Annotated in this window: 25 protein-coding genes; all 25 read right to left on the reverse strand. The window is 37.3% G+C overall.

Features of this window, described 5'->3' with window-relative positions; translation table 11 throughout:
• Positions 1-209 precede the first annotated feature (209 nt).
• Entirely contained in the window at positions 210-539 is a 330-nt protein-coding gene (locus tag H4J52_RS15125; protein WP_182225083.1) for a hypothetical protein, read from the reverse strand.
• A 109-nt stretch (positions 540-648) separates the two neighbouring features.
• Positions 649-975, reverse strand: coding sequence for a hypothetical protein (locus H4J52_RS15130; protein WP_182225085.1), 327 nt, complete (start codon positions 973-975; stop codon positions 649-651).
• A 137-nt stretch (positions 976-1,112) separates the two neighbouring features.
• Positions 1,113-1,556, reverse strand: coding sequence for a hypothetical protein (locus tag H4J52_RS15135; protein ID WP_182181692.1), 444 nt, complete (start codon positions 1,554-1,556; stop codon positions 1,113-1,115).
• 115 nt (positions 1,557-1,671) lie between these two features.
• Entirely contained in the window at positions 1,672-2,079 is a 408-nt protein-coding gene (locus H4J52_RS15140; protein ID WP_182225087.1) for a hypothetical protein, read from the reverse strand.
• Between the two features lie 166 nt (positions 2,080-2,245).
• Positions 2,246-2,710, reverse strand: coding sequence for a GyrI-like domain-containing protein (locus tag H4J52_RS15145; protein WP_182225089.1), 465 nt, complete (start codon positions 2,708-2,710; stop codon positions 2,246-2,248).
• A gap of 544 nt (positions 2,711-3,254) precedes the next feature.
• Positions 3,255-3,773 carry a gamma-glutamylcyclotransferase family protein gene (locus H4J52_RS15150; protein ID WP_182180916.1) on the reverse strand — a complete coding sequence of 173 codons (519 nt, stop codon included), beginning with the start codon at positions 3,771-3,773 and terminating at the stop codon, positions 3,255-3,257.
• Between the two features lie 196 nt (positions 3,774-3,969).
• Entirely contained in the window at positions 3,970-4,527 is a 558-nt protein-coding gene (locus H4J52_RS15155; protein WP_182180917.1) for a GNAT family N-acetyltransferase, read from the reverse strand.
• 437 nt (positions 4,528-4,964) lie between these two features.
• Positions 4,965-6,290: an aspartate aminotransferase family protein gene (locus H4J52_RS15160; protein ID WP_182180918.1), complete on the reverse strand. Its 1,326-nt coding sequence runs from the start codon at positions 6,288-6,290 to the stop codon at positions 4,965-4,967.
• Positions 6,291-6,575: 285 nt separating this feature from the next.
• Positions 6,576-7,286, reverse strand: coding sequence for a TorF family putative porin (locus tag H4J52_RS15165; RefSeq protein WP_182225091.1), 711 nt, complete (start codon positions 7,284-7,286; stop codon positions 6,576-6,578).
• A 46-nt stretch (positions 7,287-7,332) separates the two neighbouring features.
• Positions 7,333-8,550 (reverse strand): BCCT family transporter, encoded by a 1,218-nt coding sequence (locus H4J52_RS15170; protein ID WP_182180920.1) that lies wholly within the window; start codon positions 8,548-8,550, stop codon positions 7,333-7,335.
• 209 nt (positions 8,551-8,759) lie between these two features.
• The gene (betA, locus tag H4J52_RS15175; protein WP_182225093.1) at positions 8,760-10,400 is read right to left on the reverse strand and encodes a choline dehydrogenase; all 1,641 of its coding nucleotides are present in this window, start codon (positions 10,398-10,400) and stop codon (positions 8,760-8,762) included.
• A gap of 94 nt (positions 10,401-10,494) precedes the next feature.
• A complete protein-coding gene (gene betB / locus H4J52_RS15180; protein WP_182180922.1) occupies positions 10,495-11,958 on the reverse strand; it encodes a betaine-aldehyde dehydrogenase in 1,464 nt (487 codons plus the stop codon).
• Positions 11,949-12,554: a transcriptional regulator BetI gene (betI, locus tag H4J52_RS15185; protein WP_182181149.1), complete on the reverse strand. Its 606-nt coding sequence runs from the start codon at positions 12,552-12,554 to the stop codon at positions 11,949-11,951. Before betI ends, betB begins: the two co-directional genes overlap by 10 nt.
• Positions 12,555-13,122: 568 nt before the next feature.
• Positions 13,123-14,229, reverse strand: a complete 1,107-nt coding sequence (gene mnmH, locus H4J52_RS15190) for a tRNA 2-selenouridine(34) synthase MnmH (RefSeq protein WP_182180923.1) — start codon at positions 14,227-14,229, stop codon at positions 13,123-13,125.
• Positions 14,229-15,260: a selenide, water dikinase SelD gene (gene selD / locus H4J52_RS15195; protein ID WP_182180924.1), complete on the reverse strand. Its 1,032-nt coding sequence runs from the start codon at positions 15,258-15,260 to the stop codon at positions 14,229-14,231. Before selD ends, mnmH begins: the two co-directional genes overlap by 1 nt.
• A gap of 255 nt (positions 15,261-15,515) precedes the next feature.
• Positions 15,516-16,742 (reverse strand): cyclopropane-fatty-acyl-phospholipid synthase family protein, encoded by a 1,227-nt coding sequence (locus tag H4J52_RS15200; RefSeq protein WP_182223133.1) that lies wholly within the window; start codon positions 16,740-16,742, stop codon positions 15,516-15,518.
• Positions 16,743-16,778: 36 nt separating this feature from the next.
• On the reverse strand, positions 16,779-17,555 hold the full coding sequence (locus tag H4J52_RS15205; RefSeq protein WP_182225095.1) for a DUF1365 domain-containing protein: 777 nt from the start codon (positions 17,553-17,555) through the stop codon (positions 16,779-16,781).
• 2 nt (positions 17,556-17,557) lie between these two features.
• Positions 17,558-18,829, reverse strand: a complete 1,272-nt coding sequence (locus H4J52_RS15210) for an NAD(P)/FAD-dependent oxidoreductase (protein ID WP_182180927.1) — start codon at positions 18,827-18,829, stop codon at positions 17,558-17,560.
• Positions 18,830-18,833: 4 nt separating this feature from the next.
• Positions 18,834-19,550 (reverse strand): SDR family NAD(P)-dependent oxidoreductase, encoded by a 717-nt coding sequence (locus H4J52_RS15215; protein ID WP_182223131.1) that lies wholly within the window; start codon positions 19,548-19,550, stop codon positions 18,834-18,836.
• Positions 19,550-20,011 (reverse strand): nuclear transport factor 2 family protein, encoded by a 462-nt coding sequence (locus tag H4J52_RS15220; RefSeq protein WP_182225097.1) that lies wholly within the window; start codon positions 20,009-20,011, stop codon positions 19,550-19,552. The genes H4J52_RS15215 and H4J52_RS15220 overlap by 1 nt, the downstream gene beginning before the upstream one ends.
• A gap of 72 nt (positions 20,012-20,083) precedes the next feature.
• On the reverse strand, positions 20,084-21,463 hold the full coding sequence (phrB, locus tag H4J52_RS15225; protein WP_182225100.1) for a deoxyribodipyrimidine photo-lyase: 1,380 nt from the start codon (positions 21,461-21,463) through the stop codon (positions 20,084-20,086).
• 31 nt (positions 21,464-21,494) lie between these two features.
• On the reverse strand, positions 21,495-22,454 hold the full coding sequence (locus H4J52_RS15230) for a DUF523 and DUF1722 domain-containing protein (protein ID WP_182180931.1): 960 nt from the start codon (positions 22,452-22,454) through the stop codon (positions 21,495-21,497).
• Between the two features lie 33 nt (positions 22,455-22,487).
• Positions 22,488-23,174: a ChrR family anti-sigma-E factor gene (locus H4J52_RS15235; protein ID WP_182223128.1), complete on the reverse strand. Its 687-nt coding sequence runs from the start codon at positions 23,172-23,174 to the stop codon at positions 22,488-22,490.
• Positions 23,167-23,736, reverse strand: a complete 570-nt coding sequence (locus H4J52_RS15240) for a sigma-70 family RNA polymerase sigma factor (protein WP_259366683.1) — start codon at positions 23,734-23,736, stop codon at positions 23,167-23,169. The genes H4J52_RS15235 and H4J52_RS15240 overlap by 8 nt, the downstream gene beginning before the upstream one ends.
• Before the next feature lie 129 nt (positions 23,737-23,865).
• Entirely contained in the window at positions 23,866-24,435 is a 570-nt protein-coding gene (locus H4J52_RS15245; protein WP_182180933.1) for an LON peptidase substrate-binding domain-containing protein, read from the reverse strand.
• Between the last annotated feature and the right edge of the window lie 163 nt (positions 24,436-24,598).

The raw sequence follows: 24,598 nt of genomic DNA on the forward strand, positions 1-24,598 counted from the left end.
AATTTATCGTAATCAACTATATCTTCATTGGCTAATACATTTGTTGAAAGACAAGTAATTAAAACAGCTACGATTGATATAAATTTATTCATTTGTGCTCCTTAGTATGAGATTCACATAACGCCCCACTAAGAGGCAAATAATAGTTGGTTATAATAGAGAGCGTAGCGAACAAAACCAACTGTTATTTGTCCTGCTTGAGTGGCTTGTTAGCTATATTTGCGCAAACTCTCTAGGAGCTTATTGATATAGCCGTTATACATATTAAACGAATCGTTGAATACCCACTTTTGCGAGGTAGTTTGTATTACTACTTCTGTAGCATTTTCAACTTCATTAAAGGTGATAATCATTTTAGTAGAAAGTATAAACGGCCAACCTATGGGCTTTATAACAGTCTCAAAACAATCATCAGCACTACGATTTGTTTTAGTAAATGAATAGAACCTTTGTTTTTCAGTTAATACTTTTTCAATGAAACCACTGATTTCATTGAGTGGAACTTCAAATAATTCTGCTACTTCCCTTTTTACAGTCACAGGATTCTCGATATAGCTAACGCCCCATTAAGAGGCTTTTAATTGTTGGTTAAAATGTGAAGCGAAGCGGAACCTAACCAACTGTTAAAAGTCCTGCTTGAATGGCTTGTTATGTGTTTTTACTTTGCTCTTGTTTAATAATTTTAAGAAGCAAATCCATTCTCCGGTTCGTTCTGTTACTTTCAGCTTTAACAATGCCTTGAATAGCAGGTACAGCAAATAAAATAACAGCTAATATTTGGAACAATTCACTATCAATTGTAAAAAAACTATTTGCTGCCAAAAGGAGGCCAAATGACACAAGAATCGCAAATAAATCTTTAAACCCTATACCACTATCCCCAAGCTTTTCAAACTCAACTTTATTTCTTTGTAATTCAGAAATACGTTCCAATTCTAATTGAGTCTCTACATTAATTATTTCTTCATTATCCATTGAAAATCACCATACTCTCGAAACACATAACGCCCCATTAAGAGGCAAATAATAGTTGGCTAAGATAAGCGACGAAGGAGCAAATAGCCAACTGTTATTTGTCCTGCTTGAATGGCTTGTTATATTTACATTACCAATTAATCCACTTTTAATAGCTCATGAGTCTTTGCGTTCATTTTAAATACACAAGTTTTATCATCTTCAATAGATACAAATCTAAACCATAACCAGTAAGGTCCACCTGTTTCCCAAGAATCATCAGGTTGATCGTAAGACTCTATGTGAATTCCATTTGTCCACATTTGAGAATTCGGATCATTAAATAATTCTACTGATTCGATTCCATACTTTTGATTTAATGGATATATGCTAATTCCGTGTCCAACAACGACAACGTAATCTTCGGTAGGAGAAATCATAGCTCCTTCAGGTTCTCCATAATGGTAGGCTATTGATAGATCACGTTTATCATATTCATTTGGCTTTGAATTAGAATTTTTATCCTTTAAGTAAACACTTTCATCTAAAGAATAAACTTTAAAATTCCCACTCTCAGACAAATAATTTTCATATTGAGGCATGCAAATGAACTCTATTGTAAATATAACGCCCCATTAAGAGGCAAATGATAGTTGGCTAAAATAAGCGACGAAGGAGCAAATAGCCAACTGTTATTTGTCCTGCTTGAATGGCTTGTTAGCTGCTTTTTGCATCCAGCTGATTAACAACACTTTTTAATTCGCTTAATGTGACAGCTACACCTTTATTATATGGTGATTTATAACTAGCAACACCTTTAGAAAATACTTTTGCTGCTTTTTGCTTTAACCCCGATTTTTCATATAAAAAGCCTAAACGTATATATGAAAATGAAAGATTTGAGGGACCCGTTTTTTGTAGTAGCTCTGTAGATTGATCTGATTCTAGCAATCTAACAAAAGATTCCAGTGCGTAAGTTGCAACTTCAGGCGAACCATGAAGATACTGTTTATAAACAGTATCTATTTCGTTAATTAAGAAGTCAGGTGAAACACTATTAGCAAGGCTAATGTTTGAAGTGATTACCGCAAATGCAACTAAGCTAGATTTAATTAAAGTTCTCATAATAATTTCCTTATTGATTGTAAAATGCTGCTAAATACTGAAAGCAGCTAACGCCGTTTTAAGCGGCAAATTGCAGTTGGCTAAAATAAGTGAGGCACGAACAAAAAGCCAACTGTAACTTGTCCGACTTGAAAACCCTTGTTAGGCTTTTGTACGCTGAACTAGATTACAGTATTGGAAGATACACATCTGTGATCATATCCGATTCTTTAATTTGAGGACCAACATTAACATAATGAAAAAAAATGGGGAAATCAGTAAGTGTTTCACCACTTTTAGGTAACCACTCTTTATATAAGTCTCTCGCTGTAGTCATATTTTCACGTGAGCCTAAATGACGAACTTTTGCGCAACGTAGAGCTGGAATTGTTTTAGCAACAACTCCATAGGTATTTTTGGCAATTTCATGTTCAACAGAAACACATAAATCTACGCGATAATCTGATGGTGAAACTATATTAGGATCATTGTAATGAACCCCATAGCTACGATGAAGTTCTGAAGGTGGTAGTTTGTTTTCTTTACGCCATTCGACAAGTTTCATGATGGAATTATTTTCAAGCATAGGCGAACCGTGATGTTCAACAACCGCAACTTTTGTTTTAGGAAAATTAATTATTTCAACGTCCATTTATACTCCTAACTAAAGAAAAGCCTAACAGTTTATTAGAACGAATATTTACGCCTTTTACGTAAATTCACTTTCTATGTTTTAATATTTATCTTTTTATCATATTTGTTAACTCACTGCTAGATATGATTTTTTTAAAAATTATATTTTTGTAGTGTGTAAAAAGAGGAAAAACTACTAGATTCGGCCAAAGAAAGTAAAAAACCAAGAGCTGTACAAAAAAACAGTGTAGGTTTCAATATAAATCTGTGCCAAAGCGATTAATATGGCTTCCAAAATTAATGTAATTAAAAACCTTGAGACTTTGTCTATTACAGTGCCTTAACGTTTATTTTTGACAATAAAATAAACGTACCAACATCTAAAACGAAAAATATACCATCACATCATCAAGCAGCTTACTTGAATCGTTACTCATTATGGGCAAACCGTCAATAGCATGCAGGAATACGGTAAAAATCAATGTGCCTATTAACTAATCTAATTAAGATAACCTACTCTATCTTTCAATTCCAGTTGGTATTTTATCAACTGTCAGAGCTATTTAAGCATAGATCTTTTTAATAACTTTTAAGCCGTACATCGCACGTTCCTTTTCTTCTCTCTCTTTATTTGGATCGTCTATACACTCAACAGATTCGATAATAGTGAGGTAGTCCACAGATAATTTTGTTTCTTTTGCGCCTACAATCACGTGATTTAGATACCAAGAAAATGGTTTTAATGAAGGGTCTATCCTAATTGCACAATATATTAATGCTTCGAAAACTTCTCCCTGCTCATTTTGTACAGAAACAAGTTTTTCATTGTAGCCAGCCCCTAAACTTTCAGCCTTATCTAAAATAGGTTTTTCACTTTCATCTATCTCAAAGAGAGCGCCTATCACTGCGTCTTCACTATTTTTTGTCTCAAACGAATCACATTTACCAGAGCCATCTTTGCCACTCATATTAAAACGTAACTGGTGGTATTTAAGCGTTACTTTACCAAGCTTTTCGGCACTTGGTACCCTTTGTTGAAGTCTTAAAAGTGACATATTAGAACCATAGGCAAAATACTTCATTGAAACTCCTTTGCTGTTAACTCTTCATTAATAAATTTTAATGGTTAACTATAATGTGAAAAACGGAAACTAACCAACTGTTTTTGTTATTGGTTTATCCGCTATTAGTTGTTTTTTAATAAAAATACTAGCGCTAAATAAAATAGCATGTTTATTTGATAAAAGCCTCTGATCGTTAAACAGGCGTATACATTATTTATTTATTTATTGTTATTATTTTTGGTCGATAAAGGAAACCCAAAATCCCCCCAAAAAGATTTTTATAGATGGCTTCAATTTCATCTTTACTAATATTCCCACCTTGTATAAGCATTTCAAGTCGTTCTCCTGGCTCTTTTACAATATAACCTGATGAACTAAAACCATTCGTTAAATAAAAAGACTTTCGCTTTATTCTTTGTGAGTAATTTTCTTGTTGTGCATCAATTTCTTCAATATTTAATACCACTCTGTATTGTGGATATATCTCTTTCAGTGCGTGTAATACCTTACTACCATAACCAGATGAACGTTGAAATTCTGCTATTGCAAAAAAATGAACAAAAACGGTATCCTTATATTCAGTAAGGTAGATTAGGCCAATCCAGTTATCATTTTCATAAAGAACACTAAAACCATCCTTACCTTTTCGCAGCATGAAGCGAAGGAGCCATGAGGGTAAACGCCTAACTGTCGTGAAAGCTTCTTTATAAAGTTCAATCACATTTAAATAGTTAATGTCATGTTTCGAAAGAGGGCTAAATTTTATACTCATGTGTATTACTCATAACCTATAGGCTATTTATTAGCGGTCAGTATTTCTCTTACAATAGGGTTGTCGTGCATAATAATTGTATCAATATAAGCAGTATATCAAAGGGCTTTTATTTATTATAAATAATGTACTTTAAAATAGGCCCTACTTTTATGCTCACCGTTATCTATTGTTAACGAAACGATGGCTAACACATGAGCAAAACCACAAAAAGGTAACGCGTAACCTTTACTCCATTGATTTATATAAAGATATATTTTCGTTTTACAAGGTTTTTTATCTCTACATTTTCTATGAAAGAAAAGAATTACAGACCTTTGGGCATAACTAACGCATGAGCCGTATTACTAAATAATTTTATCTTGTTAAATTTATTCGCAAATTCCCTAACTCAATGATGAAGAGTTAGGGCTAAGAGTTGACTAAATCACTTTGGCTTATTGTACGTTAATCGCTGCGCTCATTGATTGCTCAGCAACGTGTTCTAACCAGTTAAGATCAATGGTTTGGTGTGCTTCACAAATAAACCAAGGTTCACGAGAATCTGGCTCTAACATAACGCCATTATCGATTAAGTTAAGCGCAAATTGCATATAGAGATCGCTGTTGGTTTTTTTCCAATCTCGGTAGTTTTGTGGTACTTCGCTACCAAAGTGCACACCAAACATTGCATCTGGACCTGCAAAACAGTGCTCAACACCAAATTTTGTAAAAACTCGAGAAAGTAATGCTTGAATCTTTTGTCCCACATTGGCAATAGTTTCTAACGCATTGGTTTCTTTAAGCAGTGTTAAAGTGGCTTTAGCCGCGCTGAGTGCAACCATGTTTGCGGTATAGGTACCGCCATGCGTTACACCATCTTTAGCAAAAGATATAGTATCCATTACATTAGCTTGTCCACCAAATGCAGCAACAGGATAACCGTTGCCCATGGCTTTTGCATACGTGGTTAAATCAGCATAGATACCGTATAACGCTTGTGCCCCCCCTTTAGCAACACGAAAACCAGTTTTGACTTCGTCCATGATTAACAATGAACCATTAGCATTACACACGTCACGCAATTTTTGCATATAGGCTTGCGTTGAAGCAATTGAACCACAGTTCCCCATAATCGGCTCAATCAAAATAGCCGCAATGTCTTTACCATGCTCGGCAAAAACAGCGTCAATCGCATCAACATCGTTTAATGGCACACTGACTTGATGTTCACGGGTGCTTTGTGGAATACCTCCACCAAAAGGGATTATCTCAGGAGCTTCTTCAGCGCTAGCATCCCAGTTGTCTACGTCTGACTTCCACATAACTTCATCATGTAAACCATGAAAACCACCTTCAACCACTACTATTTTATTACGTTTAGTAAATCCACGGGCTGTACGCACGGCCCCAATAACCGCTTCGGTACCTGAATTAGCAAAGCGCATTTTATCAATGTTAGGACAAAGCGATTTAACGAGCTCAACCACATCTGAATCAAGTCCTGTAGAAAAGCCTGAAATCGCTCCCACCGTAGTAATAGCGTCAATCACTGCATTATCCACACGTTCATCACGGTAACCAAGAATAATGGGCCCATAGGCTAAACGAAAATCAACAAATGTTTGCTCGTCACAGTCAGTAATGGTGCAGCCTTTCATCGAACTTAAAAAGACAGTGTTTTCTTCACCCCAGTAACGGTAGCTGTCTGCCACGCCTAATGGCATATTATCGTGAGCTCTTTTGAGCATTGCGTTACTTTGAGGTTTTTGTGGTTTAGTCATGATCGCTCTTTATCTTACTGAATGTTTTTAACATTAATTAACGTAAATTTAATGGCACTAATAATACAGGGATCGCGTGATTGCAGGAAGTACAAAAATCTTTTAATTCGTCGTTTTATCGTGGGTTTAGCACGTGTTTTTTATTATCTTCCACTTTTTTCATAAACGACAATGAAAAAAGCCTCTGTGCAAAAACACAGAGGCTTAGAAATCACTAATCGTATTCAAAACCAGGCAATCTAGATAAGACTATCTGCGATGAATAACAACGTGCACTCTTTACGCTTATAAACTAAACGTATGAGATACCGATAAAACAACGCGAGTATCAGCCGAATTAATGTTCATATTAGTATCTTCAAGCGCAAGATCAAAATCAAAACCATTCCAGCTAGTCATGTACTCAACACGGTAATGGTTGTAAGCATCGTTACCGACTTCCCCCCAAAACCATTTTTTTTCGTCTGCTGACGTTGAACGATCAAAACTTACTTTAACACTATGACCGGGAGCAACCTCTACCGTATGAGCAACCATAGCGATATAATGGTTAACATCAAGACCAAAATAGTCCCAGCTATACCAAAAGTTTAATTCACTATTACCCATAGCGCTACTGTAACCAAACTTTGCATAAGCTTCAGGATAGTTATAAGTATCTGAAGCGGAGTCTCCGTGGTAAGTATAATAAGCAATACCCGCATCTAAACCAATTTTCTCATTTAACTGAAAATATTGACCCACATAAGTATCCCATTCTATGTCGGTGTCTTCACCACTACCAAAATCAACATTCGACGCCCAAGTACCCACATAAAAGCCACTATCAGCGGCATAATCCAAACTTGCTTGAAGAGCTGGGTCGTTACCTGTTTGGCTAACACCATTAAAGGTATAGTCAGAAGTTAAGTTAACGGTTGAAGATACATCAGCTACTGCAGCAGTAGACAATGTTAATAGACAACTTGTTGCTATAGCAATAATATTTTTATTCATTTATTTTTCTCATTTTATTAAGTCTTTTAATACAAAGTTGTTGATGCTATTCGACTAATTCAATTTTAGTAAAATCAATTTTATTTTCTTTTGGTGAACACTCAATCTCGCGAACCGTTGAAAACTTGCTGAACAAGATATAACCAAAACAAGTAAAGAAGAGTCCGATAACGACAGCGCCAACCCATTGGATTTGCAAGAAATCTAATTTAAATAACAGGGTCAATAAGCTAAGCGCAATTAAGTTACCCAAAAAGTACTTAACTCTTCCTAATCGAGCAACACTCAAATTCAGGTTGTCGGTATAGAGACGGATCAGTGAGTCAAGTGAGTTAATAACAAAAGTTATGCCCACAAACGCCATGGCTATATTATAAAAGCCGGCAGTCTCTAGCCCATTTGCACTGTAGTAATACAGTACTGAGAACCATATGGCGATTGGAATAGAAGGGAAAATTAACATCGCTGCTAAAACTTGATAGGTTCGAAGACCACCAACAAAGCGTGAGGTAAATTGTCCAATCATAATACTCCAAGCAAACCACCAATAAAGATAAAACTCATGATAATCATTGAGCGGTAAAACAAATTCGTGAATATTACCAAAGTAACCACCAATCATTGCTATGGTATTAGCGAACTCACCGATACTAGAGGTTTCTGAAAGAAAAGCCCCCCCCCACATAAGGGCGATTAAGGCCAAAAATAACCAAGTAGTCGCTAAACTTAATATTTTTACATAACGAATATTAGTACTTGAATACACCGCAGCGGCAATCACTAAAAATACAATCAAATAGAAGCTACTAATAATAGATTCGCCATCGCCTAGCTCCGGCATATACCAGGGTAAATTGGTTAATAACAAATAGGCAGTAAAAGCACAGGTGCCTATAATAACAACGTTATTAACTATTTTAACCAGTGGAATTTCAAAAAAGCGTACCCGTGGTTCAATAACACAGAAGTAGAAACAGGTTAGAAAGTAAAATCCCCAAATAAGAAATGCCCAATAGCCAAACTCAATGGCCAACGGGTTAGTAAATCCATATTCAGGACTAACCGCTAAATCAGCATATCCAGCAAATTCTGTTAACGGGAACATGATCAAGCCAACATCAAGACCCGATGTAAACAAAATCGCAATAAAGGTAAATGTCTTAACCGGTGTTACACCGACACAGCGAATATTGCCCCACCGATATAGCACAAAGGCTATGGCGGCGAAGGTAAATAAGAGCCCAGCTGATAACCATGTAGTCATAGTAGTCTCCTAGGTAAGGTTTTAGTTAATATAAACAAGTAGTACTCCTCTTTGAGTTTAAAAAAGCACTCGGTAACACCTTATTTAGGCTTCAAATTCCAATTATCGGCACCATGAAATGTATCTTGATGGCGATAATTAACATCTAACCGAGTACTCGCGAACAACATTAGTTAATTTTTAGCTTTGGTTTTGTTAGTTTAAGCAGATCAATTTTTCACTACACTAACAGGGGCATTCGATGGCGGTAATACTTCACGACCCCGAATAATATCAGCAGCACGTTCAGCAACCATGATGGTCGGTGCATTAAGGTTACCATTAGGTATCGTTGGAAATATAGACGAGTCAACAACTCGTAATCCTTCAATACCATGTACACGGGTTTGTGGGTCTACTACGGCAAGTTCATCTGTACCCATTTTACATGAACATGAAGGATGATAAGCACTTTCAACAAATTGGCGTACAAAGGCATCAATTTCTTCATCGCTTTGTATGTCAATACCCGGTTGAATTTCTTCACCTCGATAGGTATCTAATGCCTTTTGATTAATAATGTCTCGGGTTAGACGAACACAAGCTCGAAAACCTTCACGGTCTTCCTCGTGCTCAAGATAATTAAAACGTATTTGCGGATGTGCTTTAGGATCAGCAGAAACTGCTTTAACAAATCCACGGCTTTTTGGCTTATTATGACCAACATGCACTTGAAAACCATGACCTGCAAAGGCCTCTTTGCCATCATAACGCATTGCTGCGGGTAAAAAATGATACTGTATATCAGGCCATTCCGCTGTGGGCTTAGATCGAATAAAACCACAAGATTCAAAATGATTAGTCGAACCTAATCCTTTTTTGGTTAAGATCCAACGAACGCCTATCAACAGTTTGCTCCACCAATCTAACTTGCCATTAAGCGTGATCGGTTGCTTACATTTAAATTGAAAGTAAAATTCAAGATGATCCTGTAAATTCTGGCCAACACCGGGTAAATCGTGGTTAACCTCGATCCCCGCATCTTCAAGTACCGCTTTAGGACCAATACCTGAGAGTTGAAGAATATGTGGCGATCCAATAGGACCTGCAGACAAAATAACGTCTTTGTCAGCCACAACATCAAAGACATCGCCATTACGTTCATAGCGAACACCTACGGCTTTTTTGCCTTCAAGTAAGACTTTATGCACTAAAGCATGGGTGATCACGGTTAAGTTTGCTCGTGCCATTGCCGGGCGTAAATAGGCATTAGCAGTTGAACTGCGGACACCTTTTTTTACTGTCATGTGCATTGGACCAAAGCCTTCTTGCTGAGTACCATTATAGTCTTGGGTCGCACGATAACCGGCCTCAACACCTGCATCAACAAACGCCTGATACAGTGGGTTTTTCATCTCGTTGCCGTTGTTAACGCCAAGTGGTCCATGCTTACCGCGATATTCATCACCGGCAAAGGCCCAAGTTTCAGCTTTTTTGAAATAAGGTAAACAATGTGCGTAATCCCAGTGCTGTGCACCTTCTTGTTGCCATTCATCAAAATCTCTGGCGTGACCACGAACATAGACCATGCCATTAATAGAAGATGACCCCCCTAACACTTTTCCGCGAGGACAATGCATACGACGCCCATCAAGATTAGGCTCAGGCTCTGTTTCAAATTGCCAAGCGTATTTTTTAGTATTCATTGGAATAGATAATGCGGTTGGCATTTGAATAAAAATACTTTTATCGCTGCCACCTGTTTCAAGTAACAAAACGTGGTTGTTACTGTCTTCACTTAGGCGGTTAGCTAATACGCAACCTGCAGAACCAGCACCGACAATAATGTAATCATATTTTTTGCTTTTCATATTTACACTCAACTCTACTACTTTGGTTGCCAAAACATCTGCTCTAACAACTATTTAAGAACTTAGGAAGGGGTAATTTAAGATTTATTTGTTGTTAAAAAGGGCTTTCTAATGGCTGTAAACCAACATAAACCGCTTTTATCTGGGTGTAATAATTGAGTGTCACTAGTCCATTCTCGCGACCCACGCCAGATTGCTTGTAGCCACCCACCGGCATTTGGGCAGGTGATGCGCCAAAACTGTTTATCCAACAGATTCCAGCTTCCATTTGATGTGTTACTCGATGAGCGCGAGTAATATCTTGCGTGAATACCCCTGCGGCTAGGCCAAAGTCAGTTGCGTTTGCGCGTTGGACCACTTCGTCTTCATCGTCAAATGTTAATACAGACATTACGGGGCCAAAAATTTCTTCGCGGCAAATAGTCATTTCATCTGTACAATCAGAAAATATAGTCGGGGCAATAAAATAACCGTCTGGCGCATTTTCTGGCTGAAGTGCATTACCGCCATGAAGCAATGTTGCCCCTTCGCTGACACCAATTTTGATATATTTCATGACCAAATTAAAATGCTTTAACGAAATAAGTGCACCAAAGTTAGTTTCTGGCGCCATAGGATCACCAGCAATAATATTTTGACGGGTGCGTTGAAGTAACTTTTCAATAAAGGTTGGATATACCGATTTTTGTACAAATACCCGCGTACCATTGGTACAAACTTCACCTTGAGTATAAAAGTTACCTAACATCGCCGCTGAAACAGCATTGTCGATATCTGCATCATCAAAAATAATCAGTGGTGATTTGCCGCCAAGCTCCATCGTTACATCTTTAAGTGTTGTTGCCGCTCCAGCCATTACTTTTTTACCTGTACCGACTTCACCGGTAAAAGAAACTTTTGCAATATCTATATGATGGGTTAACCACGCACCGACCTCACCTGCCCCCTGAACAACATTAAAGACACCGTCAGGAATACCTGCTTCGGTAAAGATCTCGGCTAATTTTAAAGCACCCAAAGGGGTTTCTTCTGAGGGTTTAAAAATCATTGCATTGCCACAGGCAAGTGCAGGTGCTGCTTTCCAACAGGCTATCTGCAATGGATAGTTCCAAGCACCAATACCGGCACAAATGCCTAATGGCTCACGACGAGTATAATAAAAGTCACCGTCGACTGACTGTTGGTTACCTTCAATACCTGGCGCTAGCCCTGCAAAAAACTCGATTGAATCTGCACCTGACGCCACATCAACCACTGAGGCTTCTTGCCATGGCTTACCAGTATCAAGGACTTCTATTGTTGCCAGCTCATCATTACGTTCGCGTAATAATGCGACCGCTTTAAGTAAAATGCGGCTGCGCTCTGTAGCGCTCATCGCTGACCACGTTGCAAAACCACGTTGGGCACTTGCTATTGCTTGCTGCTTAATTTTTTCATCCGCGACTTCTACTTGATAGATAACTTTTCCTGTTGCTGGGTTAATTACCTCAAATTTTTCGCCGCTGGTATTTGCCATGTAGGCACCATCGATAAAGTTTTCATAACATACTAATGACAAGTTAAATCTCCGTACTGCTTGAGCAGATCGTCTATAAATTTTTTACATAATTGCTCGGCCTGCTTGAACTCTTCTTCAGGCCTTGGGCTTAATGCACTGCGTAACCAAAAACCATCAATCATCGCTGCCGTCTGTTTAGACGCAATAATAGCTACATCATCAGCTAATAACTGACGAAACGAAAAAAGTAGGTTGCTATGTAACCTTCTGCTATTAATATTTTGTAGTCTCGCTAATCCGGGGTCGTGCATAGACTGAGCCCAAAAGCTAAGCCATGTTTTGGTTGCAGGTTTAGAGCGTTGCAGTTGAGTAAAATTAGCTTCGATGATCATGTTAAGTCGCATGACTGGCTCAAGCTTTTTACAGCAGACCCGCTCCAATAGTGCTGACTTTAATTGATCTAACAAATGTTTAACGGTTGCTTCAACCAGTTGATTTTTCCCACCAAAGTAATGACTAATAATGCCCGACGATAAACCTGCGATCTTACTAATCGTTATTATTGTGGTCTTTTGTAAACCAAATTGCGCAACAGATTCTAGCGTAGCATCAATCAATTGTTGTTTTCTTAAGGGCTTCATTCCAATTTTAGGCACTGACTTCTCTAGTTTTATTTTTAATTGAACGTTCAATTAATTATAATTCTAATGGTTTTTAATGAAAATATCAAGTGGGGAATATTTACACCAACCCAATAACACGCTTTCAAAGCAGTAAAAATAAGAAGAAGCCGCTATTTAAAGCACTCAATAAATTTGCACTCAAAAATAAAAGCTTAGTACACGAACTATATTTATATCATTTAGTCTTTCAAAAGATGAGATAACATAGTGAAGATTGCGAACGCATTATGAACAGGATTAGTAAAGGGTAATGTGCATCGCTAGCCCATACAAAGTCTATCAATGAGGGATAACCTAGAAAACTAGATCTATCTCTTGTTATTAATTATTTTAATAAGTGGCTAATGAAGGATTGAGCTGGGTAGGTAAAGACTTTATCGACTACAACCACTCATTGAATCATGTTTTATTGGTGAATAGTTTCGTTTACCCTACCCTAGATAGAAAGGTTACACTTCAGACGGTAACAGATAATATAAATCGCTGAAGTGTAAACACTCTTGAGTAACGTCGTCGTGTGATCACATAGAATTGACGGTGTTTACTTATCTTGTAAAAAAGCTAAACATTGCGCATTGTTACCACGAAAAATGACTCTTTCAGCTTTTAATCCTAACTGGTATTGATACATAGGATCATAATATTCGCTGAGTAACGGTTTTAACCAATCTAGATGATAGTGTTGTGAGCCCTTTTCCTGCTGAGATAAAGCTTTAGTCTGTAATGCTTTTAATTGACTATAGCGCTCTGTGCCCAAACGTTTACGAACTTTGAATAACCCTTGCTCTAAATACTCACCAAAAGCGATAAAACCTTGTTCAACGCCATAACTGGCTTGATATTGGTCAGTCATTTTTAGGATATATTCTTGATATATTTGCTCAAGCCGATACTCTAAGCTTTCTTCAATAACAACGATTGGCGCTAATGTCATCGCTTGTCTGAGACTTTCAGGTAAGTGCACACTGCCAATTAACCTGCCTTCATCTTCTAATATCAATCTTTCATCTAAAGAAAAGTCACCGTTGATATAGAGTTCAGCTAATTTATTTTCAAAATTTATTTGACCTGATTGTGGTGTAACAAAACCGCCAAAGCTTGAGCCTCGATGCCCTGCCGCACCTTCTAAATCTAAACTGTTAGCACAGTGGGCCAGAAAAGGGGTTTTTCCACTGCCAGTGTTACCCGCTAATATGGTTAAAGGATGTAAAGCAAGCTGTTCTAGTTCGTTCAATAAAAACTGACGAAGTGCTTTATAACCGCCGACAAGGAGTGGGTAGTTAATGCCTGATTCTTTTAACCAGCGCTGCACTGTTTGTGAACGTAAACCACCACGAAAACAATACAAATAACCTTGTGGATTTTCTTGCACAAAACGTTGCCATTGCGCTAAACGACTCGCTTTGCTTTGCCCACAAACGAGTGCATTTCCTAACGTTATCGCAGCCGCTTGGCCCTTTTTTTTATAACAAAGCCCTACATCTGCTCGTTCATCATTGTTCATTAACGGATAGTTGGTTGATTGACTAAAACTGCCCTTTTCAAATTCAATCGGCGCGCGTACATCCATTAAAGGAATTTTATTGCGGATTATAGCGCGAAAGTCGCTGCTGTCAGCCCGCTCTGCCATTAAGGTTTTTGTCGCCATTACAACAAACTTACCGTCGGAAAGGTTGCGGCAACAAGTTCACCGATCGGTTGTAAATTAAGGCCATTATCTTGACATAACGTTTCAAAAGCTTGCTTACCCGCTGGCTGAACAGCCACCAATAAACCGCCACTGGTTTGAGGATCACACAACAGTGTTTTTTGTTTATCACTAAGCGGCCCAATGTGCTCACCGTAACTGGTATAATTTCGGTCACAGCCACCAGGTATGCAACCTTGGTCGATGTAATCATTAACAAAATCAATACATGGTACTTGTTCAAAATCGATAACCGCGGCAACATCACTGCCCTGACACATTTCAAGAAGGTGGCCTACTAGTGCAAAACCAGTAACATCTGTCATAGCGGTAACCGTATCAAGGGTGGCAAATTGTTGCCCAATCGCGTTTAAGCTTTTCATTTCATCTGGCGCAAGATGCGCATGTTCAGATAATAGCTTTCCTTGCTTTTCAGCGGTAGTCATAATGCCAATACCTAACGGCTTAGTTAAATATAAAAGATCGCCAACCCCTGCGGTATTATTACGCTTAATATGCGCATTATTGATCAGGCCTGTTACCGCTAAACCAAAAATAGGCTCTGGTGCGTCGATAGAATGCCCTCCTGCTAACGGAATACCTGCTTCGGCACAAACAGCCCTAGCACCATCAAGTACTTGTTGGGCAATTTCAGGGGCTAAAATATTTACCGGCCAGCCTAAAATAGCTATCGCCATAATAGGTTTACCGCCCATAGCATAAATATCACTAATGGCGTTACAAGCCGCAATTTTGCCAAAGTCAGTAGGGTCATCAACAATCGGCATAAAAAAATCGGTTGTTGATATTACCGCTTGGTCATTACCAATATCAAACACAGCAGCATCATCTTTGGTGCTATTGCCAACTAAAAGTGCCTTGTGATCGGGTAATACCAATGAAGATTTAAGCATTACATCTAGTACTGACGGGGATATTTTACAGCCACAGCCTGCGCCATGTGAGTATTGAGTTAAGCGAATTGGGGTCATAGTTGTTCGTATAAAGTGAGAGCAATAGCCTAATTTACAGTAATATCTTGGCTGTTACACCCTTCGATTAAGATATAACTGCTGAAGTGGGCAAAAACCATGAAATAAGGCACTTACTTATCTTAAAACCAATCTTTAATTGGAGATGTTACGTTGATAAAGGAGTTGACTAACAAGGAAGGATTAATAAATCAAAAACCTGATTTGTTAAACTATAATAAGTTCAGCAAATCAGGATACGATTCAAACGCGATGCTATTTTCTGGCAACAATATGCACAGCACTTGTTGAACGTTCTAAAAATGCGCCTTCACAATAAGCAAAATAGTATAACCACAAATGCTTGAAGGTCTCATCATAGCCAAACTGAGTAAGGCTAGACCAAGACGCTAAAAAGTTTTCACGCCAGTGAGCTAACGTCTGCGCATAATCGAGACCAATATCGTCAAGCTGCTCGACAACAAGGTTACTGTGTTTGGTTATATGGTCTGAAAGTACATTAACCGAAGGTAAAAAACCACCAGGGAAAATATAACGCTGAATAAAATCTACATTGTTTCTATAATAATCAAAACGTTGATCAGCAATTGTGATTGACTGTATGAGGAGCTTGCCACCCTCTTTTAATAAATCATTGCACTGTTTAAAGAAGCTAGGTAAAAATTCATAACCCACAGCTTCAATCATTTCTATTGAAACAACTTTATCAAATGATCCTTTTAAATCTCTATAGTCTTGTTTTAATAGTGTTATTTTATCAACTAGACCTAATTCGATTATACGATCTTGTGCGTATTGAAATTGCGCATCAGAAATAGTCGTTGTGGTGACCTTACAACCATAATTTTGTGCTGCATAGATCGCTAAACCACCCCAACCTGTGCCAATTTCTAACAAATGGTCACTTTCTTTGAGTGATAATCGCTGACAAATAGTCTCTAATTTATGTAACTGTGCTTCATTTAAAGATGCGCCCTCATTAGGATAAATAGCGGAGGAGTACATCATTTCAGGGTCAAGAAAACGTGTATAAAGTTCATTTCCTAGATCGTAATGCGCCAGTATATTTTTCTTAGAACCTAATTGAGTATTTCTATTTTGCCAGTGCGTAAAAGTATTTTTTACTTTGTTCATCAACGATTTTTTTGATTCAAGGGTGTCAGTTTCTTGTTGTGCTTTGGCAAATATTCTAATCACGTTAGTCAGATTAGGGCTACTCCATTTGCCTTCAATGTAAGCTTCGGATACGCCAATACTGCCACCTTTAACAAAGTCACGATAAACACTAATATCATGGATCTGTATTTTTCCTTTGATTGATGGCCCCTCTGGTGCGTCAGGGAAAAAAATATGTTCTGACCCTTCAACAACTTCTAGTTCGCCATAAGATAATTTTGAAAATACAGAATGAACCAAGTCACGACAACGCTTATCTAACCAGGTTGCTGACTTTATGGTTCTAACAGCTTCTATTTGTTCCATTTGATACTCCTAAATCTTATTTTTATAATCTGTATATTATTGTGGTTTTTGATAGCCAATAAAAGGGATCTTTTTCGCAAATAACCTGAATGCTTGCCAATAGATGCCTAAAACTATTTTTACTGTCATCATCGGGAGTTGACACCACAAAGCCAGTAAGCTCTTCTTTGTAAAGGGTTTTTTCTTCATCACCAGACTCGCATCAAACAATTTATTTACTTCACCGGTCTCTTCATCAACTCTTTTATTCTCTATTTTGACCAGTAACGAATTATGAATAGGTGAAGGCGGCTTTACATGCCAAAAATAGGTCATCGCCATATCCATAAAAGGTGATACCTGAAATGCTTTTTTACTGGTGTTATCTTTCTTTTTATTAAGTAAATCAACTAAATAATAGTGTCTTTCATTCCAAGGTGTATTGCTAACTTCGGCGAGCATCTGGGTGCATATGTTATCTTTGTCATAACAAAAATAAAAATTAGCCGGACTAAAATAAAGGCCAAAACACCTGACTTGTACCAACATCACAATTCTTGTTACATCACTATAGCCAGACAATCCAACTAATTTTTGTTTTATACGCTCGGTAAGAGAGAACGGTTCACCCTTGACGTAATCTTTTTCAACAAAACGTAATGGGTGAAACCATGAAAAACCAAAAACCCCGACATTCTTTTGAATATCTTCAAGGTCATCAAGATCAATCGCGAGCATATATAAAGTGTAATCAAAACTGTGCGCTTTAGGGCTAAAGCGACGATGAATAATATTACCTTGGTAAATATAGCTATTGCTAAATAACGGGGACATTTTTAGCCTTTGGGTTGAGGTTCTATAAAACAATCAAATTTATTTGCTACCTCAACTGCACTTCTTACGCCGTCTTCATGAAAGCCATTGTGCCAATAAGCACCCGCAAAATGCGTGTGATTTTTCCCACAAATAAGTGCTCTATTTTTTTGCGCTTTGATTGAGTCTGCTGAAAAAATAGGATGATGATAGGTAAACTCAGCTAAAATTTCTTTAGGGTCTATGTCTGCTTTTTGGTTTAATGTGACACAAAAAGTATGATCACTTTTTATTCCCTGTAAAATATTCATATTATAAGTAACGCTTGCCGCTTTAGAGCGGTCTTGACTAAGCTGGTAATTCCAACTTGCCCACGCTTTTTCACGATGAGGTAACAGTGTCTTATCCGTATGTAAAATAACGGAGTTTGCACTATAAGGCATAGCAGAAAGTATCGCGTTTTCATCATCAGTTGCGTCATTCAATAATGCAAGGGCTTCATCTGAATGACAAGCTAAAACCACTTCATCAAATGTTTCGCTAGGCTGTTCATTGAAGTGCAAATGTACTTTATCGTTACTGCGAGTTATACCTGAAATATTAGCGTTTACTCTTATATTATTTTTAAAGGGCTCACACAAGGGAGTTAAATAACAGCGAGAACCCTTTGGAATAACATACCATTGTGGTCTGTCTGCAATGTTGAGTAAGCCATGATTATGAAAGAATTGTACAAAAAATTTAAACCCAACCTCTTCCATCTGTGCTAAAGAACTCGACCAAATAGCAGCGGCCATTGGCAAAATATAATGTTCAGCGAAAAAAGCACTAAAATTATTTTCTGTTAAAAACTGCCCTAATGTAAGACCCTCACGATAATCATTGAGTTGATAGACGTTTTTGCAGAGTTTATTGAACCGTAAAATCTCTTTAACTAAAAACCAAAATCTTGGGTTAAATATATTTCTTCTTTGCGCAAACAAAGTATCTAAATTGTGTCCGTTATATTCTAGGCCTGTTTGACAATTATGTACCGAAAAACTCATTTCTGTCGCTTGTTTTCCAATACCAATTTCTGATAATAAAGCTAAATAATTTGGATATGTTTTGTTGTTAAAAACAATAAAACCGGTATCGATTGCAAATTTTTCTCCGTCTTTTTCTATATCTACCGTTGCAGTGTGGCCACCAATTTTTTCATTCTTTTCGAAGACGGTAACGTTATGTTTTTTTGATAATAAATAAGCAGAAGTTAAACCTGAAATACCCGAGCCAATAATAGCAATATGTTTCATGCTGTTATTTCCTTAAAATAATGGATTGCCATAGGGATGCCGGCAATATAGAGAATAATTTTAAAATAAACGTTAACCTTTTTGGAAAATGTAAATATTTAGATCGTCGATTAACCCCTTGAAAAATACGATTAGCAGCCTCGTCACTCGTGAGTAAGAATGGCATTTCAAAGTCATTTTTTTCAGTTAAAGGTGTTTTAATAAATCCTGGGTGCACCAATGTTACGCCAATATTTTCACTGACAAGGTCAAGTCGTAAACTTTTTGCGAGATAATCCATACCAGCCTTTGAAGCACCATAAGCTTCACTTCTTGGAAAAGGTACAATGGTTGCACTAGAGCTTACAAACACAACCTGACCACCTTTATTGACGAGTGGAAGGAAACATTGTAACAGTGCGCCTAATGATGAAAGGTTTGTGGTGATGATGTCACTAAAGAGTTTGCCATCAAAATGTTTAGCATCATCAATATAACGACAATCTCCTGCATTTAACAACAGAATATCAATATCTTTAATATCAACAGAAACAGACTCTATTTGAGCCGGTTTTGTCATATCAAAGACCAAACGTTTCATGGCTTTACTACAAAGTTTATCTAATTTACTTTCGTCACGGCCACAAGCTATAACATGATCACCTTGTGCAACATATTTTTCATATAATGCGAGGCCAATACCTGAAGTAGCCCCTGTAATTAGAACAGTACGAGAAACCATTAGTTTGCTGCCTTATTTTTAATCAATTTTATTAGCTTACCTAAAACAGGTAGTTGTTCATAAAGCATTGAGCCAAGATCTAAGTAATCACGATGATAAATGACCTTATCTTCATGCCCTTTTATGTAAGAGCTCCCCGTAACGTTAATGACATTACCTTTATTCAATTTAGGGTGCTGATAAGACATTGTCCAATAAATAGCGGCTTGATCTTCTTGGGCAATAATATTGGAAATGACAAACTCACATGAGATTAAGTTCTCATATAGGTCTTGAAAATATTGAAATAAATTATCAAAACCTTTTAACTCATGTATGGGATCAATAAAGGTAACTTCATTATGGTAGATCGTTTCTAAAAGCTCTAAGTTATTAGTAGAAAGTGTTTGATAAATTTTAACAAAATTGCTTAGCCACAATGGCATAGGGGTTAAGTTTTCTTGGGTAACATCGTATTTCATTTCTCTTACCATAATGGCAATAACTCATCATCAGAGGTGATAAATAGTTAAAATTATAAGTAAATCAGTTGATTAAACCTTATAAAAAGCGAGAGCTTTCAATCTTGCTTCTTTATGGTCTACAACTGGTGGCCAGTAAATATTTAGCTTATTTTTTTCAATAAGCGTATGTGGAAAGTGTATGTTTTTATCAGGAACACTTGCCAACTCTGGTAAATACTTACGAATGAAATAACCCTTTGGATCAAAGCGCTCACTTTGCCTTATTGGGTTAAAAATTCTGAAATATGGCTGTGCATCACAACCAGTACTTGCTGCCCATTGCCAACCACCATTATTAGAGGCTAAATCGCCATCAATAAGCCGACTCATAAAGTATTTTTCACCAAGGCGCCAATCAATTAACAAATGTTTAGTCAAGAAGCTAGCAACAACCATACGCAGTCTGTTATGCATCCACCCTGTTTGGTTGAGTTGTCTCATTGCCGCATCGACAAGCGGATATCCAGTTTTACCCTGGCACCAAGCGTCAAATAATGCATCATTGTAATGCCAAGCAACCGCTTGATACTTTTCATTAAAGCATTGGTGCTTGCAAAGCCTTTGTTCATGAAACATTAAGTTTCTGTAGAATTCACGCCATATAATTTCATTGAGCCATGAAAATTCTTCACTGTCTGAGGCGATTAATATATCAGGGTAAGCATTAATTAGACTCATTAAAACATATCTAGGGCTAATAACGCCTGCCGCTAAATAAGGTGATAAACCCGATGTGCCTTTTATCGAAGGTATGTCCCTTTGGTCATGGTAATCAGATATTTTTTCAGCGAAAAATAAGGGAAGCACATGTTTTTCAACCTCATGAACTAATGGCCAATGAGCAGAAATACTGTCTGGCGATTGAACGGTTGGAGACAAAGATGCTTGAGAAGTAGATTGAAGTTTGCCTAAATAATCAAAGCCATGTTGCTTAACATACGTTAACCAAGCACGTTTAAATGGTGTAAAAACCTTGTACATTTGGTGAGATAAATTGAGCACTTTTCCTTTGGGAACAATAACATCAGCTTCAAATAATGTCAGTTTAATACCTAAGTTAACAATTGCGTTATCACGTTGTTGCTCGTTGAATTCAACTTCACTGTTGGCTACAATTTCTTGGAAGCCTTCTTGCTCGCAAAGCGCACGTAGATAAGCAATTTGATCACCGAAGGAATCAACATTAACTAAGTCTAGTTTAATATTAAATGGGGCAAGTTCTTCAACTAGTGCTGCAGCATGTCTTTTGATAAAATCAATTTTGATGGTGGACCAATCATGTAGCAGCCATTGCGGTTCTGAGATGAAAAAGACCGCTTTAAGGGGGGTATTACAAGTATTGTTCTTTAAAAAATATTGTAATGCTGGATTATCATGACTTCTAAGATCGTTGCGAAACCAAAGTAACAAAGTGTATTCCTTTATGATTTACTAATAGGTATTAATATGAATATCGTAATCTTAACTCATCAGGATAAGGGGACAAGTAAGACTGGTTGCTTAAATAGTCTTTAGGGAATTGTAATAGATAATGTTTAATCAAGGTTAAAGGGACAACGAGGGGAACGAGTCCGACACGATAGGCATCTATTTGGTTACAGAGTTCTTGTCGTTGATTAGCTTTTAAATGCTCAGAAAAATAACCTTGCATATGTGCAAGAGTATTTGCATGTTTCTTACGTGTCGCTTTTATTTTTAGTGCCGTCATCAAGCCTAAGATATATTGTTCAGACATTTCTTGAAGTGGCATATCAGCTCTTGCTAACAATCGCCCTAAATCTTTATAGGCAATTAAATCATGACTCATTACTGTGTATTTATATTGGCTATGAAAAGTAGTGAGCTTGTGCTTAGTTAAGCCCGTAGCAACAAGATTTTTCCAATGCTTGTAAGCAAAGACTCGCGCAACAAAGTTCTCTCGAAGCACCATATCATTTAATCGTCCATTCTCTTCACAAGGCAACAGTGGGTTTTCTTCCATGATAACTTTGGCAAATGCACCTATACCATTAGAGGGTAACGCGTGACCTTCTGGGTTGTAGACTTTTACTCTTTCCATGCCGCAACTTGGGCTTTTTGCACAAAAAATATAACCACTTAAATCTTTAGTCGCACTAGCGACTTTAAGCGCATAGAGTTTCAGCGCTTCGGTGACATCGCCACTGCCATCTGGACGAGATACGTGAATAACATCATCTTTTTTTATTTGACGGATAGTAGGCCTAGGGATGGGCAGTCCTATCGCAACTTCTGGACAAAAAGCTTTGTACGTTACATGGTTACTAAACTCTTTAATACAAAATGCTGAAGGTTTGTTACTTGCATCGAAACGGACTTTTTCACCAATCAAGCAAGCACTAATGCCTATAAGTAAATCTTCTTTGTCAACAGAATGAATCATATATTTCCCTAAAATCTTACAGCATGCGCTTAGTTAATAGATAAATGAACCTATCGGATTAAGCAATTTGTTAATGCCCTGCGTAAAGTGCATTGAGTCGTTTGCGACAGTATAACAAAGACAACCGCTGCTTGAAATTGGATTATGCAGATGTTGACCATCTAACATAATAAAGTCACCTTTGACATATTCGCCTTCTTCATCGTGAAAAGAGCCTTCCAATAAAAGCGTTAACTCAAAACCTTTATGAGTATGCTGAGGAACAGAGCCATCAGGTTCCATATGTAGTAGATTGGTATGAATTTCATTTTCATCAAGTTGAATGCGTCTTCTTGCCAACTTTCCTATATGAGCAGTTTTCCCTAACAGCATACTATTAAGTGCGGTTGGTAATTGATAAGACTTATCTTTAAAATTTACTGATTTAATTTTAACCGCTTGCATAACATCAATATGATCAGTTTCGGTTATCGCACTGATCATGTCTTCAAAGTCTATTGCTGGCAACTCTTGAGTAGCTGAATTATGATCAAGCACAGCAGTGTTTGCATATGATTCATCAAAATTAAGGTCAGCGACTTGATCCGTTAATAATGAGATTTTTTGCTGACAAACTGGGCACATACTAGCATGTATCGATATGCCAGCTGATAATGATGCGGGTAAGTCGCCATTAACAAAAGACTGTATTAACTCAAATTTAGGGTGATGTTTAATCATGATTTTCTCCTAACTGCACTTTGAGTTTGGCTAAAGCTAAACGCAAACGAGATTTTATAGTACCTAAGGGTAGATTTAGATGGTTTGCAAGTTGCTCTTGCGACATTTCCATAAAATAGAAACCTTTAACAACTTGTTGCTGGGCTTCAGGTAACTGTTCAATTACGGATAAAAGCTCTTTATTTTCGAGATGGTCGTCAAATGATTCATCTTCACTTACTTGGCTTTCCGCAAGGGGCCAAATGTCGTCACTGAGGTTATCTTCTTTATTACCTTTGATTTTACGTAGCATATCAAAGGTAACGTTACGCATTACTGTATAGACCCAAGTAGTAGCGGCCCCTTTGTCTTTGTCAAAGAGATGTGCCTTTCGCCAAACATTACTCATCGTTTCTTGAACTACTTCGCTAGCTTGCGCTTCATTAGGAAACTTATTACGAGCAATTCGCTGAATTTTTGGCGCGAAGAATTGAAACAAGTCGGTGAATGCTTTTTTATCTCTCGCGCTTGCAACGTCGTTAAGCCACTGACAAAGCTGAGGATGATTTATTTTATCTGTCATGTTACTAGATTTAACATTTGTCACTGAGCTTAGCAAGTTAGTTTGTATCACTTCCATCACCGATTTTTATTGTGTATGAAGCTTTATACGCATAAAATTTGAGAAAGATCACTTGTGGGATAAATTTACTTATTGATTAATAACAGATTGGACCAACTCTTTTGCTGTCTGAAAATTACTTTCAACGATAAATGTCGTTTTAACATCAATATTAATAGGTAAAAGTTCTAACCACCGAGCTATCACCCAACCTGGGCTATCAATAGCTTTGTGAGGATATAATTGATTTAAACTGGGATTGGCATCGAAAACATCTGCTAATGACGTTGAAAGTTCAACAATGTTGATATCTATCTCAGTTTGTGACCAATGATTTATTTCCTTAATATTACCAAAGTATAATTTATCCCTGTCTATATCAATATCACTGAGTTTCACCAAAGATTTACATTTAACATCAACCTCTAATATACCATCTTGACCTTGATCAAAGTTAATAATTTCAACCCAACTCCCCCATAAAGAATTGTATATTGAATTATTCGCATTCTTTGACCAGATAACGAAACCATCACCTTGAGAGGCTATGCTTATCATTTTTAAGTAACGAGGTTCAAATATTCTCAGCTTTGTTACACCTTCAGGTAAAAGGAATATGGGTAAAGGGAAAATCGGTAAGCTTATATTGTTATTTTTCATATGTTCATTACCTCTATAATAATATTAATCTATACGTAAATTGATAAACGAACGATCACAACAATATAAAAAAAACCCCCCTAGGTGGGGGGCATGCAAATAGACCATGCATTAAAGGTAAACGTTTAATCTTTAATCTTTAATCTTTAATCTTTAATCTTTA

Source organism: Colwellia sp. MB02u-14 (genome assembly GCF_014076915.1).
Classification (GTDB): domain Bacteria; phylum Pseudomonadota; class Gammaproteobacteria; order Enterobacterales; family Alteromonadaceae; genus Colwellia_A.

Bases quoted from the DNA above. Each gene is read 5' to 3' on its own strand.
- H4J52_RS15130 (WP_182225085.1), bottom strand. From the start codon at position 975: ATGGATAATGAAGAAATAATTAATGTAGAGACTCAATTAGAATTGGAA.
- H4J52_RS15135 (WP_182181692.1), bottom strand. From the start codon at position 1,556: ATGCCTCAATATGAAAATTATTTGTCTGAGAGTGGGAATTTTAAAGTT.
- H4J52_RS15140 (WP_182225087.1), bottom strand. From the start codon at position 2,079: ATGAGAACTTTAATTAAATCTAGCTTAGTTGCATTTGCGGTAATCACT.
- H4J52_RS15145 (WP_182225089.1), bottom strand. From the start codon at position 2,710: ATGGACGTTGAAATAATTAATTTTCCTAAAACAAAAGTTGCGGTTGTT.
- H4J52_RS15150 (WP_182180916.1), bottom strand. From the start codon at position 3,773: ATGAAGTATTTTGCCTATGGTTCTAATATGTCACTTTTAAGACTTCAA.
- H4J52_RS15155 (WP_182180917.1), bottom strand. From the start codon at position 4,527: ATGAGTATAAAATTTAGCCCTCTTTCGAAACATGACATTAACTATTTA.
- H4J52_RS15160 (WP_182180918.1), bottom strand. From the start codon at position 6,290: ATGACTAAACCACAAAAACCTCAAAGTAACGCAATGCTCAAAAGAGCT.
- H4J52_RS15165 (WP_182225091.1), bottom strand. From the start codon at position 7,286: ATGAATAAAAATATTATTGCTATAGCAACAAGTTGTCTATTAACATTG.
- H4J52_RS15170 (WP_182180920.1), bottom strand. From the start codon at position 8,550: ATGACTACATGGTTATCAGCTGGGCTCTTATTTACCTTCGCCGCCATA.
- betA (WP_182225093.1), bottom strand. From the start codon at position 10,400: ATGAAAAGCAAAAAATATGATTACATTATTGTCGGTGCTGGTTCTGCA.
- mnmH (WP_182180923.1), bottom strand. From the start codon at position 14,229: ATGGCGACAAAAACCTTAATGGCAGAGCGGGCTGACAGCAGCGACTTT.
- selD (WP_182180924.1), bottom strand. From the start codon at position 15,260: ATGACCCCAATTCGCTTAACTCAATACTCACATGGCGCAGGCTGTGGC.
- H4J52_RS15200 (WP_182223133.1), bottom strand. From the start codon at position 16,742: ATGGAACAAATAGAAGCTGTTAGAACCATAAAGTCAGCAACCTGGTTA.
- H4J52_RS15205 (WP_182225095.1), bottom strand. From the start codon at position 17,555: ATGTCCCCGTTATTTAGCAATAGCTATATTTACCAAGGTAATATTATT.
- H4J52_RS15210 (WP_182180927.1), bottom strand. From the start codon at position 18,829: ATGAAACATATTGCTATTATTGGCTCGGGTATTTCAGGTTTAACTTCT.
- H4J52_RS15215 (WP_182223131.1), bottom strand. From the start codon at position 19,550: ATGGTTTCTCGTACTGTTCTAATTACAGGGGCTACTTCAGGTATTGGC.
- H4J52_RS15220 (WP_182225097.1), bottom strand. From the start codon at position 20,011: ATGAAATACGATGTTACCCAAGAAAACTTAACCCCTATGCCATTGTGG.
- H4J52_RS15230 (WP_182180931.1), bottom strand. From the start codon at position 22,454: ATGATTCATTCTGTTGACAAAGAAGATTTACTTATAGGCATTAGTGCT.
- H4J52_RS15235 (WP_182223128.1), bottom strand. From the start codon at position 23,174: ATGATTAAACATCACCCTAAATTTGAGTTAATACAGTCTTTTGTTAAT.
- H4J52_RS15240 (WP_259366683.1), bottom strand. From the start codon at position 23,736: ATGACAGATAAAATAAATCATCCTCAGCTTTGTCAGTGGCTTAACGAC.
- H4J52_RS15245 (WP_182180933.1), bottom strand. From the start codon at position 24,435: ATGAAAAATAACAATATAAGCTTACCGATTTTCCCTTTACCCATATTC.